The following is a 15,765-nucleotide window of genomic DNA, read 5'->3' on the forward strand; positions in this document are numbered from 1 at the left end:
CCGACCGCACCGCTACGGCGCCGTCATCCGCTCCTCGACCTCCGGGTGCTTCTTCAGCCACGCCGCGACGGCCTCCGCCTGATGCCCCTGACCCCGCTTGTTGATCTCGATCTCCAGGGTGCCGAGTTCGTCCTCGGTCATCTTGAAGTTCTTGAACCACTTGGTGAGCTGTGGGTACTGCTTCGTGAACGCCTTGCTGGTGACCGTGCGGATGGTGTCGCCCTTGCCGAAGAGCCCCTTGGGGTCCTTCAGCTTGGTCAGCTCGTACTGGCTGTAGGCCCAGTGCGGGGTCCACAGCAGCACCGCGATCGGCTTCTTCTTGGCGTACGCGCGCTTCAGCTCGGCGAGCATCGCCGGGGTGGAGCCGTTGACGACCTTGTACTCCTTGTCGAGGCCGTAGCCGGGCACGACATCCTTCGTGAGGATGTCCATCGTGCCGGTGCCTCCCTCGATACCGACGATCCGGCCGTTGAACTCCTCGGCCCGTCCCTTGAGGTCCTCCAGGGACTTGATGCCCTTCACGTACGACGGCACGGCGATCTCGAGCGAGGTGGGCCCGTACCAGGAGCCGAGGACGGACACCTTGTCCTTGTACTTGTCCCAGTAGCTCTTCTGCGTGTACGGCAGCCAGGCGTCGAAGTTCACGTCGAGGTCGCCGGTGGACAGCCCCGTGTAGACCGGGCCCACGTCCATCTGCTTGAGGTTCAGCTTGTAGCCGCGCTTCTCCAGCACGTTCTTCCACAGGAAGGTGACCGCGATGTCCTCGTCCCAGGGGAACCAGGCGACGTTCACCGGACGCTTGGCCTCGGCGGGGGCCGACTCCTCCTTGACCGGGGCCGTCTTGTCGACGAGGCCCGGGTTCTGCTTGAGCCACGTCTTGACGGCGTCCTGCTGCTTGCCCTTGCCGACCTTGTTGATCTCGGCCTCAAGACTGGTGAGCTGCTTCTCGGTCAGCTTGAAGTCCTTGAGCCAGGCACCGACCTCGGGGAAGTCCTCGGTGAAGCCCTTGCGGCCGATGGAGTGGACACCGTCGCCCTTGCCCCAGGCACCCTTCGGGTCCTTGAGCTTCGTCAGCTTGTAGTCGTTGTACGCCCAGTGCGGCGACCACAGCGTCGTGAGGATCGGCTCCTTGGCGGCGTAGGCGCGCTTGAGCTGCGCGAGCATCGCCGGCGTGGAGCTGTCGACGACCTTGTACTCCTTGTCGAGGCCGTACTCCCTGAGGACCTTGCTCTTCAGGAGCTGCATCTCACCGGCGCTCGCCTCGATGCCGGTGATCTTGCCGCCGAACTTGTCGGCCTGACCCTTCAGGTCCTCCATCGACGTGATGTCCTTCATGTACGAAGGCACCGCGAGTTCGAGGGAGGTGGGCCCGTACCAGGAACCGAGGTCTTCGAGGTCCTTGCCGTACTTCTTCCAGTAGTCGGCGTGCGTGACCGGCAGCCAGGAGTCGGTCTGGAAGTCGATCGAGCCCTCGGCGAGGGACGTGTACAGCGGGCCCGCGTCGAGCTGCTTCATCTCGACCTTGTAGCCGCGCTGCTCCAGGATCTCCTTCCACAGGAATCCGGAGGCGACGGCGTCGTCCCACGGCACGTACCCGAGGGTGATCTTCTTGCCCTGGCCCACGTTGGTGGAAGCGGTGGCCGCGGTGGTGGTCGCGGCCTTGTTCTGGCCGAACATGCCCATGCCGCCCGCGACGAGCGCGAGGACGACGACACCGACGACGGCGACGGCCGGACGGGGACGGTAGGACCAGATCTTCAGACCCTGCGTGACCCGCAGCTTGTTCAGCGCGCGGCGGCCCAGCGGGGACACCTGCTGGCCCAGCGAGCTGGTCATGCGGTCGAGGTAGATCGCCAGGATCACGATCGAGATGCCGGACTCGGCGCCGAGGCCGACGTTGAGCTGGCCGATGGCCTCGTTGACCGCGCCACCGAGACCGCCGGTGCCGACCATGCCCGCGATGGCGGCCATGGACAGGCCCAGCATGATGACCTGGTTGACACCCGCCATGATCGTCGGCAGGGCCAGCGGCAGCTGCACGCGGAAGAGGATGTTGCGCGGCGTCGTACCGAACGCCTCGGCCGCCTCGACCAGTTCCTTGTCGACCTGGCGGATGCCCAGCTCGGTCATGCGCACGCCCGGCGGCACCGCGAAGATCAGCGTCGCGACGATACCGGCGGGGGCGCCCGAGCCGAAGAACAGGATCGCGGGGATCAGGTAGACCATCGCCGGCAGCGTCTGCATCAGGTCGAGGACCGGCCTGAACAGATTGCTGATCCGGTTCGAGCGGGCCGCCCAGATACCCAGCGGCACACCGATGATCAACGCGATGAGTGTGGAGACCAGGACGAGCGAGAGCGTCATCATCGCCTCGTCCCACAGCTCCAGGTTCTGGACGAACCAGAAGCCGACGAAGGCCAGGACGGCGCCGAGGGTGCCGCGCAGCCAGAACGCGACCACGGCGAAGATGCCCGCCATCAGCAGGGGCGCGGGCGCCTGGAGGAGGTCGCTGAGTCCGTCGTAAACGCCGTTGAAGATGCTCTCGAAGAAGCCGAACAGCCAGTCGAGGTGGGTCAGCATCCACTGGACGACGCTGTTGACCCAGTCGCCGAAGGGAATCCTAGGCATCGGCGTTCACCTTCTCCGCCGACTGGCGAGCCGACTCGTCCTCGACGGTCTTCAAGGGTTCGCCGAGCACGGCCAGCAACCGCTCACGCGGCACCACGCCCTGCAAAGCGCCCTCGTCGTCGACGACGGCCACGGGTATCCCACTCGTCGAGCACGGCGTGAACAGATCCACGATCGGCGCATCCTGATGCACCTTCGCCGGCGCCGCCGCCAGGTCGTAACCCGCCTCCGGCTCCGCCATGATCGCCCGCGCACTCAACACCCGGGAACGGTCCACGTCCTGCGTGAACGACGCCACGTAATCATTGGCCGGCGTCACCAGAATGTCCTCCGCCGAACCGATCTGCACGATCCGCCCATCACGCATCACCGCGATGTTGTCACCCAGCCGCATCGCCTCGTTCAGATCGTGCGTGATGAACACGATCGTCTTCTTCAGCGTCTTCTGCAGCTCCAGCAACTGATCCTGCATGTCCCGCCGGATCAACGGGTCCAGCGCACTGAACGACTCGTCCATCAACAACAGATCCGCATCCGTGGCCAGCGCCCGCGCCAGCCCCACACGCTGCTGCATACCGCCCGACAACTCGTCCGGGAAGGACTTCTCCCACCCCTCCAGACCCGCCAGACGCAGCGCCTCCACCGCCCGCTCCTCACGCTCCGCACGCGCCACACCCTGAACCTCCAGGCCGTACGCCGCGTTCTCCCTCACCGACCGGTGCGGAAACAGCGCGAAATGCTGGAACACCATGCTGATCTTGTGCGAACGAACCTGCCGCAGCTCCTTCGCCGCCAGCGCCGTCAGATCCTGCCCGTCGAAACGCACATGCCCCGCGGTCGGCTCCAACAGCCCGTTCAGCATCCGCAGAAGCGTGGACTTGCCGGAACCCGACAGACCCATGACGACGAAGATCTGGCCGGACTCGACCGTGAACGACGCATCGATCACAGCGGCGGTGGTTCCCTCGGCACGCAGATCCTCACGGTCCGCGCCACTGCGGAGCTTCTCCACAGCCTCATCGGGTCGTCTGCCGAACACCTTGTACAGGTGCTCGGCCACCAGTCTGGCAGGCACACGGACCTCTATTCTCTTTGACCTGTTAAAGGTTGAAAAGCCATGCACATGGCTCCAGGCGGCGCCTGCCCACGCCCGACCAGCGCAAACACAAAAAAGTGCCGGTCGAGAAAATCTCGACCGGCACTTCGTGAGTGTCCGAGGGGGGACTTGAACCCCCACGCCCGATAAAGGGCACTAGCACCTCAAGCTAGCGCGTCTGCCATTCCGCCACCCGGACAAGGTGAGCGTCGCTCGGCGCGGGGCGTTCCCCGCGGCGACACCTCAACAATACCAAGGTTTCGGAGTGGCTTTCACCTGCGTATCGGTGCACTCCCGGACACGGAGGGTTACTTCTTGATGCCGATTCCCTTCGGGTTCAGGTGGGCGATGTGGCCGCTCTCGGTGCCGGCCGACGGGTCGATCACGCAGTCGATGAGTGCGGGGCCGCCGGAGGCGATGGCCTCGGTGAGGGCGGCCGTGACCTCGGCGGGGGTGGTCGCGCGGTAGCCCTTGCCGCCGAAGGACTCGATCATCCGGTCGTGGCGGGCCGCGCTCATCAGGGTCGTGGGGGCGGGGGCGCCGTCGATGGTCTCGTCGCCCCGGTAGACGCCGCCGTTGTTCATGATCACGGTGACGACGGGCAGGTTGTAGCGGCAGATCGTCTCCAGCTCCATGCCGCTGAAGCCGAAGGCGCTGTCGCCCTCGATGGCGACGACGGGGGCGCCGCCGCTCTCGACCGCCGCCGCGATCGCGTAGCCCATGCCGATGCCCATGACACCCCACGTGCCGGAGTCCAGACGGCGGCGCGGGTGGTGCATGTCGATGACGTTGCGGGCGATGTCGAGGGTGTTGGCGCCCTCGTTCACGATGTACGTCTCCGGGTGCTGGTGGACGACGTCGCGGACCGCCTTGAGCGCGCCCATGAACTGCATGGGGTGCGGGTCGGCCTCCAGGCGCTTGGCCATCTTGGCGACGTTCTGCGCGGAGCGTTCGCCGAGCTCCTCGCGCCAGGCCGTCGGTGCCGCGATCTGGCCCGGCTTGGTGCGGTCGGCGAGCTGGTCGAGGACCGATTCGATGTCGCCGACGAGCGGGGCCGCGATCGGCTGGTTGGAGTCCATCTCCTTGGAGTCGATATCGACCTGGATGAACTTCGCGTCCGGATTCCAGCCGCGCTCGCCGTGGTTGAGCAGCCAGTTCAGGCGGGCGCCGATCAGCATGACGACGTCGGCCTTCTTCAGGGCCAGGGAGCGGGCGGTGGCCGCCGACTGCGGGTGGTCGTCGCGCAGCAGGCCCTTCGCCATCGACATCGGTACGTAGGGGATGCCCGTCGACTCGATGAACGTGCGGATCTTGTCGTCGGCCTGCGCGTAGGCGGCGCCCTTGCCGAGGACGACGAGGGGGCGCTCCGCGTTCTCCAGGAGTTCGACGGCGCGGTCGACCGCCTCGGGGGCGGGGAGCTGGCGCGGTGCGGGGTCGACGAGGCGGGACAGCGTCCGCTCCCCCGCCTCCTTGTCCATCACGGCGCCCAGGACGGCGGCGGGGATGTCCAGGTAGACGCCGCCGGGGCGGCCGGAGACCGCGGTGCGCAGGGCGCGGGCGATGCCGCGGCCGATGTCCTCGACGCGGCTGACGCGGTAGGCGGCCTTCACGAAGGGCTGGGCGGCGGCGAGCTGGTCCATCTCCTCGTAGTCGCCCTGCTTGAGGTCGACGAGGTGGCGCTCGCTGGAGCCGGAGATCTGCACCATGGGGAAGCAGTTGGTGGTGGCGTTGGCGAGGGCGACCAGGCCGTTGAGGAAGCCGGGGGCCGAGACCGTCAGACAGATGCCGGGCTTCTGGGTGAGGTAGCCGGCGATGGCGGCGGCGTGGCCGGCGTTCGACTCGTGGCGGAAGCCGATGTACTTGATGCCCTCGGCCTGCGCGAGGCGGGCCAGGTCCGTGACGGGGATGCCGACGAGGCCGTAGATGGTGTCGATGTCGTTCTTCTTGAGGGCGTCGACGACGAGGTGGTAGCCGTCGGTGAGCTCGGACGGCGCGTCGGCTCCTGCCGCGGCCTCGGCGGTGTGGTCGGCGGTCGAGTCAGCGGTCATGATCCGAGTTCCTCCTTGGACGGTCCTGCCGGTGCGGCTCCTGCTTCACACCTTCGGCAGGGGGCGGCGCCCCGTCCAAGACCCATCGGCTTCCAGCCGATAACTGACGTCTATCGAAGCCCCGAGGTGTCTCAAGTACCGTCTGTGGCCTGCCGATTCGTGGTCGATAAGCCGCTGCTATCGGCTCTTCGCGAGTGCGTATTGGACGTGCCCGGCACCTGACCGCACGCTCGCTGGGGACGGGAGGTGGACGGCATGGGCACGTCGGTCCTGAGCGTCACGGGGCTCGCCGATGTCATCGATCGGCAGGTGCGTGCGCGACCCCACGCTCCCGCGCTCCTCGCGGGCGAGGGACATACACCCCTGTCCTACGGGGCGTTGGACGCGCTCGCGACGCGGGAGGCGGGGCGGTTCGCCGCCTCGGGGCTGCGGGCCGGTGATGTGCTCGGGATCGTCGCGGGCAACACCGTCGAGTTCGTGGGGGCACTGCTCGGGGCGGCGCGGGCGGGGGTCGTCGCCGCGCCTTTGGACCCCGGCCTGACGGAGACCGAACTGCGTTCGCGTGTACGGGCGTTGGGGGCACGGGAGGTACTGCGCGGGGGCCGGCTCACGGGCGGGGGCGGGCACGGCCCGCTCCGCCCGGGGGTGGACGACACACTGATCCTGTTCACCGCCGGGTCGACGCGGCGGGCGCGGATGGTGCCGCTCACGGGGGCCAACGTGGCGGCGTCCGTCGGCAACGTGTGTGCCACGTACGCGTTGGGGCCCGCGGACGCGACCGTCGCGGTCATGCCGTTCTTCCACGGGCACGGGCTGTTCGCGTCGCTGCTGGCCACGCTCGCCAGTGGTGGGTGTGTGCTGTTGCCGGCGGGTGGGCGGTTCTCGGCGGAGACGTTCTGGGCGGATCTGCGGGCGGTGGGGGCGACGTGGTTCACCGCGGTGCCGACGGTGCACGAGGCGTTGCTCGACCGGTCCGAGGTGGACGAGGACGGGCCCGGCGCGGGGGCCGCTCCCCCGCTGCGCTTCGTGCGCAGTTGCGGGGCGCCGCTCAACGCGGCGAGTCAGCGGGCGTTGGAGCGGATGTTCGGCGCGCCGTTGCTGTCCGCGTACGGGATGACCGAGGCCGCGCATCAGATCGCCAGCGAGCCGTTGCCCGAGGACGGGCCGCTGAAGCACGGGACGGTGGGGCGGGCGACGGGGGTGCGGTTGCGGGTCGTCGGGGAGGACGGGCGGGGGTGCCCCGCCGGGGTGCGGGGGGAGGTGTGGGTGCGGGGGCCTTCCGTGGCCGGGCCGGGTGGGGGGTGGTTGCGGACGGGGGATTTGGGGTCGCTCGACGAGGACGGGTATCTGTCGCTGGCCGGGCGCATCGGGAGCCTCATCGTGCGGCGGGGGCGGAGGATCTCCCCGGAGTACGTGGAGGATGTGCTGACCGGGTGTCCGTCGGTGGCGGAGGCGGCGGTGTTCGGGGTGGGTGGGGGTGGGATCGGGGCCGCGGTGGTGGTGCGGGGTGAGGAGTGCGTGGGGGCGGACGAGGTGTTGCGGTACTGCCGGGAGCGGTTGGCCGCGGTGGCGGTTCCCGACCGGGTCGTGCTGGTGCGGGCGTTGCCGCGGACGGCGCAGGGCGGGTTGGACCGGTTGGCCGTCGCGAAACGGTACGCGTGAGCCGCCGCCTCGGGGCGCTGCCCCGGACCCCGCTGCTCAATCGCCGCAGGGGCTTGATGGGTCCGCCCGCTCGGCCGCCGCACGGGCCGAAAAGATCGGGGCTCCGCCCCGGACCCCGCGCCTCAAACGCCGGCGAGGCTGCTTGGTAGCCCCTGCGGCGATTGAGCAGCGGGGTCCGGGGCGGAGCCCCGGCTTTTCGAGTGGGTGGGGTCAAGCGGACGCGGGCTGGGCGGGAACACCGTGGGTGAACGCATCGTCCAGGTTCAGCGTGGTCGCCGCACTGACGAAGGCACGCGCCGCCACCGACCCGGGCGTACCCGCGTGGATCGCCACGGACACCTGCGCCCCGGCCTCCGGATCCACCAGCGGCAGCGCCCGCGTCCGGCCCGCCACCGGCATCGCCCGCAGCCAGGTGTGGGGGACGACGCTGGCCCACTCCCCGCCGCCCACATGCGCGTACAGCGAGGCGATCGAGTCCGTCTCGACCTGCGGGACGACCTCCAGGCCCTTGTCGGCGAAGACCTTGTCGACGATCTGGCGGATGCGCATGTCCGGGGTGAGGAGGGCGAGCGGGAGCCCGGCGGCGTCGGCCCACGTGACGCTTCCCGTGTGGGAGGCGAACCGGTCGTCCGGGACGAGGAGCATGTAGCGCTCCTGGTAGAGGGGGACGACCTGGAGGCCCTCCTGGTCGTCGGGGTCGAAGTGGGCGATGGCCACGTCGAGTTCGAAGTCGCGGAGCTGGCGGTGGAGCTCCTTCGTGGACAGGCGGGAGCGGACCTGGACCTTCGCCAGCGGGTGCGCCGAGCAGAACGCGCCCACCGGGAGGGCGAGGGTCGTGGACGCGGTGGGGTCCGTGCCGAGCCGGAGCGTGCCCGTGATGCCGGACTGGACCGCGGCCACCTCCGCCTTGAACGCCTCCTGCTCGGCGAGGATCCGCTTGGCCCACACCACCAGGCGCTCTCCCTCGGGAGTGAGACCCTGGTAGTTGTGGCCGCGGTTGATCAGCGTGACGTTGAGTTCGCGCTCCAGTTTGGCGATCGCCGCGGAGAGCGCGGGCTGGGAGACGTAGCAGGACTCGGCGGCGCGTGCGAAGTGCCGCTCGCGCGCCACCGCGACGAAGTACTCCAACTGCCGGAACAGCATCTGCGCCTCCTCGGCCACGTGATCTTCATCCGTAGCGTGCTACGGCAGCACGGTGCGTGCCAATAGGTCGGTCGCCGCGTGGATGGCCCGCAGCGTGGGTGCCTCGGCGCCGGTGATGTCGGCCATCTCGACGACCGCCGTCACGATGGCGTCCAGCTCCAGTTGTTTGCCCGCTTCCAGGTCCTGGAGCATGGAGGTCTTGTGGGCTCCCACGCCCTCGGCGCCGCGCAGGCGCTTGTCGATGGAGATCTCGGGCGTCGAGCCGACGCGGGCGGCGATGTCGAGGATCTCCTCCATGACATGACCCACCATCGCGCGCGTGAGCGGGTGCCGGCACATGTCGACCATGGTGGCCCGGGTCAGCGCGCTGATCGGGTTGAAGGCCGCGTTGCCCATGAGTTTGATCCAGATGTCGTCGCGCAGGTTCCGCTCGACGGGACACTTGAGGCCACCGGCGATCATGGCCTCGCTCAGCTCCGTGCAGCGCCGGGACACCTCTCCGCTGGGCTCGCCGATGGAGAAGCGCGTGCCCTCCAAGTGCCGTATGACGCCCGGGGATTCGATGACGGTGGCCGGGTAGACGACGCAGCCGATGGCGCGTTCCGGCGGCAGCACCTTGCTGGTCGCGCCGCCCGGGTCGACCGCTTCGATGCGGCGGCCCTCGTAGGGGCCGGGCAGGCGGTGGAAGTACCACCACGGGATGCCGTTCTGGCCCGCCACCACCGCGGTGTGTTCGCCGAGCAGGGGTGCCACCAGGGAGCCGCACGACGGGTACGAGTGGGCCTTGAGGCCGAGGAACACGTAGTCCACGGGGCCGATCTCGCGCGGGTCGTCGGTGGCGTGCGGGCGGGCGGTGAAGTCGCCGCGCGGGCTGAGCACGCGGACGCCTTCGGCCTGGATGGCGCGGAGATGGTCCTTGCGGGCGACGAGGTGCACGTCCGCGCCGCCGCGGTGCAGGGCCGCTCCCACGTACGCGCCGATGGCTCCGGCGCCGAGAACTGCGATCTTCATCGTGGTGCCTCCTGGTTTCGAGGGTGTGGAGGTACGCGGATGCCGCCGCCCCGCGCGCCGCACAGCACGCGGAACGGTCGGCACATGGGTGGGTGAGTGGGCGCGGCCGCCGCGCGTGCCCTGTCGCGCGGCGGCCGCTGGGAAGGTGGCCGGGAGGCCTTCAGCGCATGAGTTTCACGGCGGCGACGACGAGCGGGTCGAGGCCGTCGGCGCCGTCGTCGACGAGCGCGTAGAGGCGGCGTTTCATCCGCGGGTCCCAGAACCGGGTGAGGTGTCCCGCGACGGCTTCGGCCGCGTCCGCCGGTGGCAGATGGCCCTGGTGGGCGGCGATGTCGTTCGCCATGCGGCGTTCGGAGGGGACGGTGTGCGCCATGTCAGTCCACCGCCGTGACGAGTTCGTCGGCGGCCTGCTGCTCGGCGACCGCCTTGGGCGCGAGGCCCACCTGCACGGCCGTCACCTTGTACTCGGGGCAGTTGGTCGCCCAGTCGGAGTTCTCCGTGGTGACCACGTTCGCGCCGGTCACCGGGTGGTGGAACGTGGTGTAGACGACGCCGGGCGGCATCCGGTCGGAGATCTGCGCGTGCAGCGTCGTCGCACCGACGCGGCTGGACAGGGTGACGAGGTCGCCGTCGGTGATGCCGCGCTCCTCCGCGTCGTGCGGGTGCACTTCGAGGATGTCCTCGGGGTGCCAGGCGACGTTGCCGGTGCGGCGGGTCTGCGCGCCGACGTTGTACTGGCTGAGGATGCGGCCCGTGGTGAGGACCAGCGGGAAACGGCGGGTGCTGCGTTCGTTGGTCGGTACGTAGGAGGTGACGACGAACTTGCCCTTGCCGCGCACGAACGCGTCGACGTGCATGGTCGGTGTGCCCTCGGGGGCCTCCTCGTTGCACGGCCACTGGATCGAGCCGAGCTTGTCGATGAGCTCGAAGGAGACACCGGCGAACGTCGGGGTGACCGAGGCGATCTCGTCCATGATCTGCGACGGGTGGTCGTAGTCCATGGCGTAGCCCATGGCGGTGGCGATCTCGCACACGATCTGCCACTCGTGCTTGCCCGCCTTCGGCGGCATCACCGACCGCACCCGGTTGACGCGCCGCTCGGCGTTGGTGAACGTGCCGTCCTTCTCCAGGAAGGAGGCGCCGGGCAGGAAGACATGGGCGAACTTGGCGGTCTCGTTGAGGAACAGGTCCTGGACCACGACGAGTTCCATGGCTTCGAGGGCCGCCGTGACGTGCTGGAGGTTGGGGTCCGACTGGGCGATGTCCTCGCCGTGCACGAACAGGCCGCGGAAGTCGCCGTCGATCGCCGCGTCGAACATGTTGGGGATGCGCAGTCCGGGCTCGGGCAGCAGCGCGGAGCCCCACAGGTTCTCGAAGACGCCCCGCACGGCGTCGTCGGAGATGTGCCGGTAGCCGGGCAGCTCGTGCGGGAAGGAACCCATGTCGCAGGAGCCCTGGACGTTGTTCTGCCCGCGCAGCGGATTGACGCCGACGCCGTCGCGGCCGATGTTTCCGCAGGCCATGGCGAGGTTGGCCATTCCCATGACCATCGTCGAGCCCTGGCTGTGCTCGGTGACACCGAGGCCGTAGTAGATCGCGCCGTTGCCCGCGGTGGCGTACAGGCGGGCCGCCGCGCGCAGGTCGGCCGCCGGGACGCCGGTGATCTCCTCGGTCGCCTCGGGGCTGTTCTCGGGGCGGGCGACGAACTCGGCCCACTCCTCGAAGCCCTCGCAGCGCTCCGCGACGAAGTTCTCGTCGACGAGGCCCTCGGTGACGACGACGTGCGCCATCGCGTTGACGACGGCGACGTTCGTGCTGGGGCGCAACTGGAGGTGGGCCTGCGCCTCGATGTGCGGAGAGCGCACGAGGTCGATGCGGCGCGGGTCGACGACGATGAGCTTGGCGCCCTCGCGCAGGCGGCGCTTCATCCGGGAGGCGAACACGGGGTGGCCGTCGGTCGGGTTGGCGCCGATGACCATGATGACGTCGGCCTCGGCGACGGAGCGGAAGTCCTGGGTGCCGGCCGATTCGCCGAAGGTCTGCTTGAGGCCGTAGCCGGTGGGCGAGTGGCAGACGCGGGCGCAGGTGTCGACGTTGTTGTTGCCGAAGGCGGCGCGGACCATCTTCTGGACGACGTACACCTCTTCGTTGGTGCAGCGGGACGAGGAGATCGCGCCGATGGCGCCCGCCCCGTACCGGCCCTGGATCTCGCGGAAGCGGCGGGCGACCGTGCCGATCGCCTCGTCCCACTCGACCTCGCGCCACGGGTCGGTGATCCTCTCGCGGACCATGGGCTTGAGCTTGCGGTCGGGGTGGGTGGCGTAACCGAAGGCGAAGCGGCCCTTGACGCAGGAGTGGCCCTCGTTGGCGCCGCCGTCCTTGTGGGGCACCATGCGGACGAGTTCGTCGCCGCGCAGCTCGGCCTTGAAGGAGCAGCCGACGCCGCAGTACGCGCAGGTGGTGACCACGGAGCGGGTCGGCATGCCGAGGTCGACGACCGACTTCTCCTGGAGCGTCGAGGTCGGGCAGGCCTGCACGCAGGAGCCGCAGGACACGCACTCGGAGTCGAGGAAGGACTCCCCCGCGCCCGCCGACACCTTCGACTCGAAGCCGCGCCCCTCGATGGTGAGCGCGAACGTGCCCTGCACCTCGTCGCAGGCGCGCACGCAGCGCGAGCAGGCGATGCACTTGGACGGGTCGAAGTCGAAGTAGGGGTTGGAGGTGTCCTTCTCGGCGTTGAGGTGGTTGGCGCCCTCGTACCCGTAGCGCACCTGGCGCAGGCCGACCACGCCCGCCATGTCCTGGAGTTCGCAGTCGCCGTTGGCGGGGCAGGTGAGGCAGTCGAGCGGGTGGTCGGAGATGTACAGCTCCATGACGCCCTGGCGGAGCTTCTCGACCTTCGGGGTCTGGGTTTTCACCGACATGCCGTCGGTGCACGGTGTGGTGCAGGAGGCGGGGGTGCCGCGGCGGCCGTCGATCTCGACGACGCACAGCCGGCAGGAGCCGAACGCCTCCAGGCTGTCGGTGGCGCACAGCTTCGGTACGTCGATGCCCGCCTGCGCCGCGGCCCGCATCACGGACGTGCCCTCGGGGACCGTCACCTGGTGTCCGTCGATCTCGACCGAGACCGTGGCCGCTCCGGGGCGTTCCGGAGTGCCGAAGTCGGGTTCCTTCAGAAGCGTCATGCCTGGCCCTCCGTTCGGGTGTTGCCCCGCTGTACGGGATGGATCTCCAGGAGCCGACGGCCGCCGCGGTCGACGAAGTCGTCGGCGAAGTGCGCGAGCGCGCTGCGTACGGGCATGGGCGTCAGGCCGCCCATGGCACACAGTGAACCATCGGTCATCAGGTCGCACAGGTCCTCGAGCAGCGCGAGATTCTCGTCGCGGTGCTCACCGGCGACGATCCGGTCGATGACCTCGACGCCGCGCACCGAACCGACCCGGCAGGGTGTGCACTTGCCGCAGGACTCCTCGGCGCAGAACTCCATCGCGAAGCGGGCCTGCGCCGCCATGTCGACGGTGTCGTCGAAGACGACGATGCCGCCGTGGCCGAGCATCGCCCCGGCCTCGGCGAGCGCCTCGTAGTCCATCGGCAGGTCGAACTGCGCCTCGGGCAGATACGCGCCGAGTGGCCCGCCCACCTGCACGGCCCGCGCGGGGCGGCCGCTCAAGGTCCCCCCGCCGTAGTCCTCGATCAGTTCGCGCAGGGTGATGCCGAAGGCCGTCTCGACGATGCCGCCGCGCTTGATGTTGCCGCCGAGCTGGAAGACCTGGGTACCGCGGGAGCGGCCGACGCCGAGGTCCTGGTAGGCCTTGGCGCCGCCCGCGAGGACGACGGGGACGGTGGTGAGGGTGAGGACGTTGTTGACGACCGTCGGTTTGCCGAACAGGCCCTCGATCGCGGGGATCGGGGGTTTCGCGCGGACCATGCCGCGCTTGCCCTCCAGGCTCTCCAGCATGGAGGTCTCCTCGCCGCAGATGTACGCGCCGGCGCCGACGCGGACGTGCAGGTCGAAGTCGAGCGCCGAGCCGAGGATGCCGGTGCCGAGCCAGCCGCGTCCGCGCGCGACGTCGATCGCGGCGTTCATGGTGGCGATGGCGTCGGGGTACTCGGAGCGGATGTAGAGGTAGCCCTCGCGAGCGCCGACGGCGTGGGCGGCGATCGTCATGCCCTCGATGAGCAGGAACGGGTCGCCCTCCATGACCATGCGGTCGGCGAAGGTGCCGCTGTCGCCCTCGTCGGCGTTGCAGCAGATGAACTTGAGACCGTCGGGGCCGGGATCGCAGTCCAGGACCGTCTTCCACTTGATGCCCGCGGGGAATCCGGCGCCGCCGCGTCCGCGCAGTCCGGAGTCGGTGACCTCGGTGACGACGTCGGCGGGCGTCATCTCCAGTGCCGCGCGCAGCCCTTGGAGGCCGCCGTGGGCCTCGTAGTCCTCGGGCGAGAGCGGGTCGGTGACGCCGACGCGGGCGAAGGTGACGCGGTTCTGCCGTCGCAGCCACGGGAGTTGGTCGACCGGGCCGAGGCGGAGTGGGTGGTCGCCGCCGTGCAGCAGTCCGGCGGCGAGCAGTCCGGGTACGTCGTCGGGGGTGACCGGGCCGTAGGCGATGCGGCCCTCGGCGGTCACGACCTCGACGAGGGGTTCGAGCCACAGCAGTCCGCGCGAGCCGTTGCGCACGACGTCGAGACCGAACCCGCCCTCGATACCTGCCAGTTGGAGCCGCTGCGCGACCTCGTCGGCGCCCACGGAGCGGGCGGCCGCGTCACGCGGGACGTACACCGTGGTCATGGTCGGGGAAGTCACGTGTCACACCGTCCCGTTGAGGATCGCGCCGAGCCGGGCCGGGGTCACGCGGCCGTGCAGCCGTCCGTCCGCCTCGACGGAGGGGCCGAGCGCGCAGTTGCCGAGGCAGAAGACCTGCTCGACGGTGACCGCGCCGTCCGCGCTGGTCTCGCCGAGGGTGAGCCCCGACTGCCGTACGTGGTCCAACAGGCCGTCGGCACCGAGGGCTTGGCAGGCCTCCGCGCGGCAGATGCGGACGGTGGAGCGGCCCGCCGGGGTGCGGCGGAAGTCGTGGTAGAAGGTCACCACGCCGTGGACGTCGGCGCGCGAGAGGTTGAACTCGTCGGCGAGGACGGGGATCGCCTCCTGCGGTACGCACCCCAACTCGGCCTGTACGGCGTGGAGTACGGGCAACAGCGCGCCGCGCTCGCCACGGTGCGCGGCCGCCGCCCTTCTGACCACGCCCTCGACCGACACGTCCGTCCCGCTGGTCGTCATGATCGCTCCGCCTTCCGTCATGCGGGTCTCCGGCGCGGGTGCGGGAGACCCCAGCACTACCCCATACAGACTTCTGTATACAGAAGCCCGGTGTAAAGAAGCGGGACGAAATCGAGCGGAGTCGATCCCGCGCCTTCCGTACACCGGGCCGGTGTTCTCAGGCCACGAGCACGGACGCGTGGGCGGGCGCGGCGGCCGCGGTGAGGCCCATCGCGGCCCCGAGTTCGGTGAGCCACGGCAGCACCGTGCCCCACACCAGCCGCTCGCCGCCCCCGTCCTCCCCGAGCAGCGCCGAGGCCGGTACGCGCACGGGGTCGGCGCACACCGTGGAGGTGGCGCTGCCGCTCGGGCCCGGACCCGTGGCGCGCGCGGGTACGTACAGGTCGGGGGCGTGGGCCGGGACCAGCCACAGGCTCCGCCCGCCCGCGCCCGGCGCGCACGGGGCGCTCGACCAGAGGTAGCTGTCGGCCTCACCGGCGGCGACCACCTGACGCTTGCGGCCGCGCAGGGCGACGACCTCGCCGGTGCGGCGGGCCGCGGACTCCGGCCCGTCCTCCTCCAGGGCGAGCGAGCACAGGTGGCGTCCGGCCGCGATCTCGGCGCGCACCCAGGCGCCGCCGTGCGCCTCGACGACGGCGACCGCCGCGTAGTGCGAGCGGAGCACGGCCGCGGCGGCCGGGCAGACCCGCGCGACGCGGGTCACGACATCGGCGGCCTCGGTCAACCCCGCGCCGGAGCCGCCGAGTTCGCGGGCGACGGTGAGGCCGAGCAGGCCGGCCTGACCGAGGGCGGTGACGCCGGAGCGGGGGAACTTGCCTTGCATACGGGCCGGTTCGCCGCCGGTTGCGACGGCACCGGTCAGGACGTGGGCGAGTGCGGTGCGGTACGACACGGGG

Annotated in this window: 11 protein-coding genes and 1 tRNA gene; 1 reads left to right on the forward strand and 11 read right to left on the reverse strand. The window is 70.0% G+C overall.

From position 1 onward, the window contains the following. Positions 1 to 12: 12 nt before the first annotated feature. The 4 genes from ACYBSK_RS25590 to oxc all read right to left on the reverse strand — a co-directional run bounded on the left by ACYBSK_RS25590 (position 13) and on the right by oxc (position 5,772). Entirely contained in the window at positions 13 to 2,628 is a 2,616-nt protein-coding gene (locus ACYBSK_RS25590) for an ABC transporter permease/substrate binding protein (RefSeq protein WP_460243499.1), read from the reverse strand. After that, positions 2,621 to 3,703 carry a quaternary amine ABC transporter ATP-binding protein gene (locus tag ACYBSK_RS25595; protein ID WP_460243500.1) on the reverse strand — a complete coding sequence of 361 codons (1,083 nt, stop codon included), beginning with the start codon at positions 3,701 to 3,703 and terminating at the stop codon, positions 2,621 to 2,623. Before ACYBSK_RS25595 ends, ACYBSK_RS25590 begins: the two co-directional genes overlap by 8 nt. A 135-nt stretch (positions 3,704 to 3,838) precedes the next feature. Beyond that, positions 3,839 to 3,923, reverse strand: a tRNA-Leu gene (locus tag ACYBSK_RS25600). 109 nt (positions 3,924 to 4,032) lie between these two features. Then, the gene (oxc, locus tag ACYBSK_RS25605) at positions 4,033 to 5,772 is read right to left on the reverse strand and encodes an oxalyl-CoA decarboxylase (RefSeq protein WP_460243501.1); all 1,740 of its coding nucleotides are present in this window, start codon (positions 5,770 to 5,772) and stop codon (positions 4,033 to 4,035) included. 255 nt (positions 5,773 to 6,027) lie between these two features. On the opposite strand from oxc, the gene ACYBSK_RS25610 reads away from it, so the two are divergent. Then, entirely contained in the window at positions 6,028 to 7,434 is a 1,407-nt protein-coding gene (locus ACYBSK_RS25610) for an AMP-binding protein (protein ID WP_460243502.1), read from the forward strand. A gap of 210 nt (positions 7,435 to 7,644) precedes the next feature. Here ACYBSK_RS25610 and ACYBSK_RS25615 read toward each other — a convergent pair whose 3' ends face one another. The 7 genes from ACYBSK_RS25615 to ACYBSK_RS25645 form a co-directional block, all read right to left on the reverse strand. Beyond that, complete coding sequence (locus ACYBSK_RS25615; protein ID WP_457481851.1) at positions 7,645 to 8,577, reverse strand: LysR family transcriptional regulator; 933 nt, start codon at positions 8,575 to 8,577, stop codon at positions 7,645 to 7,647. Positions 8,578 to 8,616: 39 nt separating this feature from the next. Then, the gene (locus tag ACYBSK_RS25620) at positions 8,617 to 9,588 is read right to left on the reverse strand and encodes a 2-dehydropantoate 2-reductase (protein ID WP_457479569.1); all 972 of its coding nucleotides are present in this window, start codon (positions 9,586 to 9,588) and stop codon (positions 8,617 to 8,619) included. A 160-nt stretch (positions 9,589 to 9,748) separates the two neighbouring features. Beyond that, positions 9,749 to 9,961 carry a formate dehydrogenase subunit delta gene (locus tag ACYBSK_RS25625; RefSeq protein ID WP_457479570.1) on the reverse strand — a complete coding sequence of 71 codons (213 nt, stop codon included), beginning with the start codon at positions 9,959 to 9,961 and terminating at the stop codon, positions 9,749 to 9,751. 1 nt (position 9,962) lies between these two features. Further along, on the reverse strand, positions 9,963 to 12,773 hold the full coding sequence (gene fdhF / locus ACYBSK_RS25630) for a formate dehydrogenase subunit alpha (protein WP_460243503.1): 2,811 nt from the start codon (positions 12,771 to 12,773) through the stop codon (positions 9,963 to 9,965). Next, positions 12,770 to 14,377, reverse strand: coding sequence for a formate dehydrogenase beta subunit (locus tag ACYBSK_RS25635; RefSeq protein ID WP_460247098.1), 1,608 nt, complete (start codon positions 14,375 to 14,377; stop codon positions 12,770 to 12,772). Before ACYBSK_RS25635 ends, fdhF begins: the two co-directional genes overlap by 4 nt. A gap of 18 nt (positions 14,378 to 14,395) precedes the next feature. Next, entirely contained in the window at positions 14,396 to 14,890 is a 495-nt protein-coding gene (locus ACYBSK_RS25640; RefSeq protein ID WP_457479572.1) for an NAD(P)H-dependent oxidoreductase subunit E, read from the reverse strand. Positions 14,891 to 15,026: 136 nt separating this feature from the next. After that, positions 15,027 to 15,761: an acyl-CoA dehydrogenase family protein gene (locus ACYBSK_RS25645; protein WP_460243504.1), complete on the reverse strand. Its 735-nt coding sequence runs from the start codon at positions 15,759 to 15,761 to the stop codon at positions 15,027 to 15,029. Positions 15,762 to 15,765: the final 4 nt, after the last annotated feature.

This window comes from Streptomyces sp. BYX5S (genome assembly GCF_054724165.1).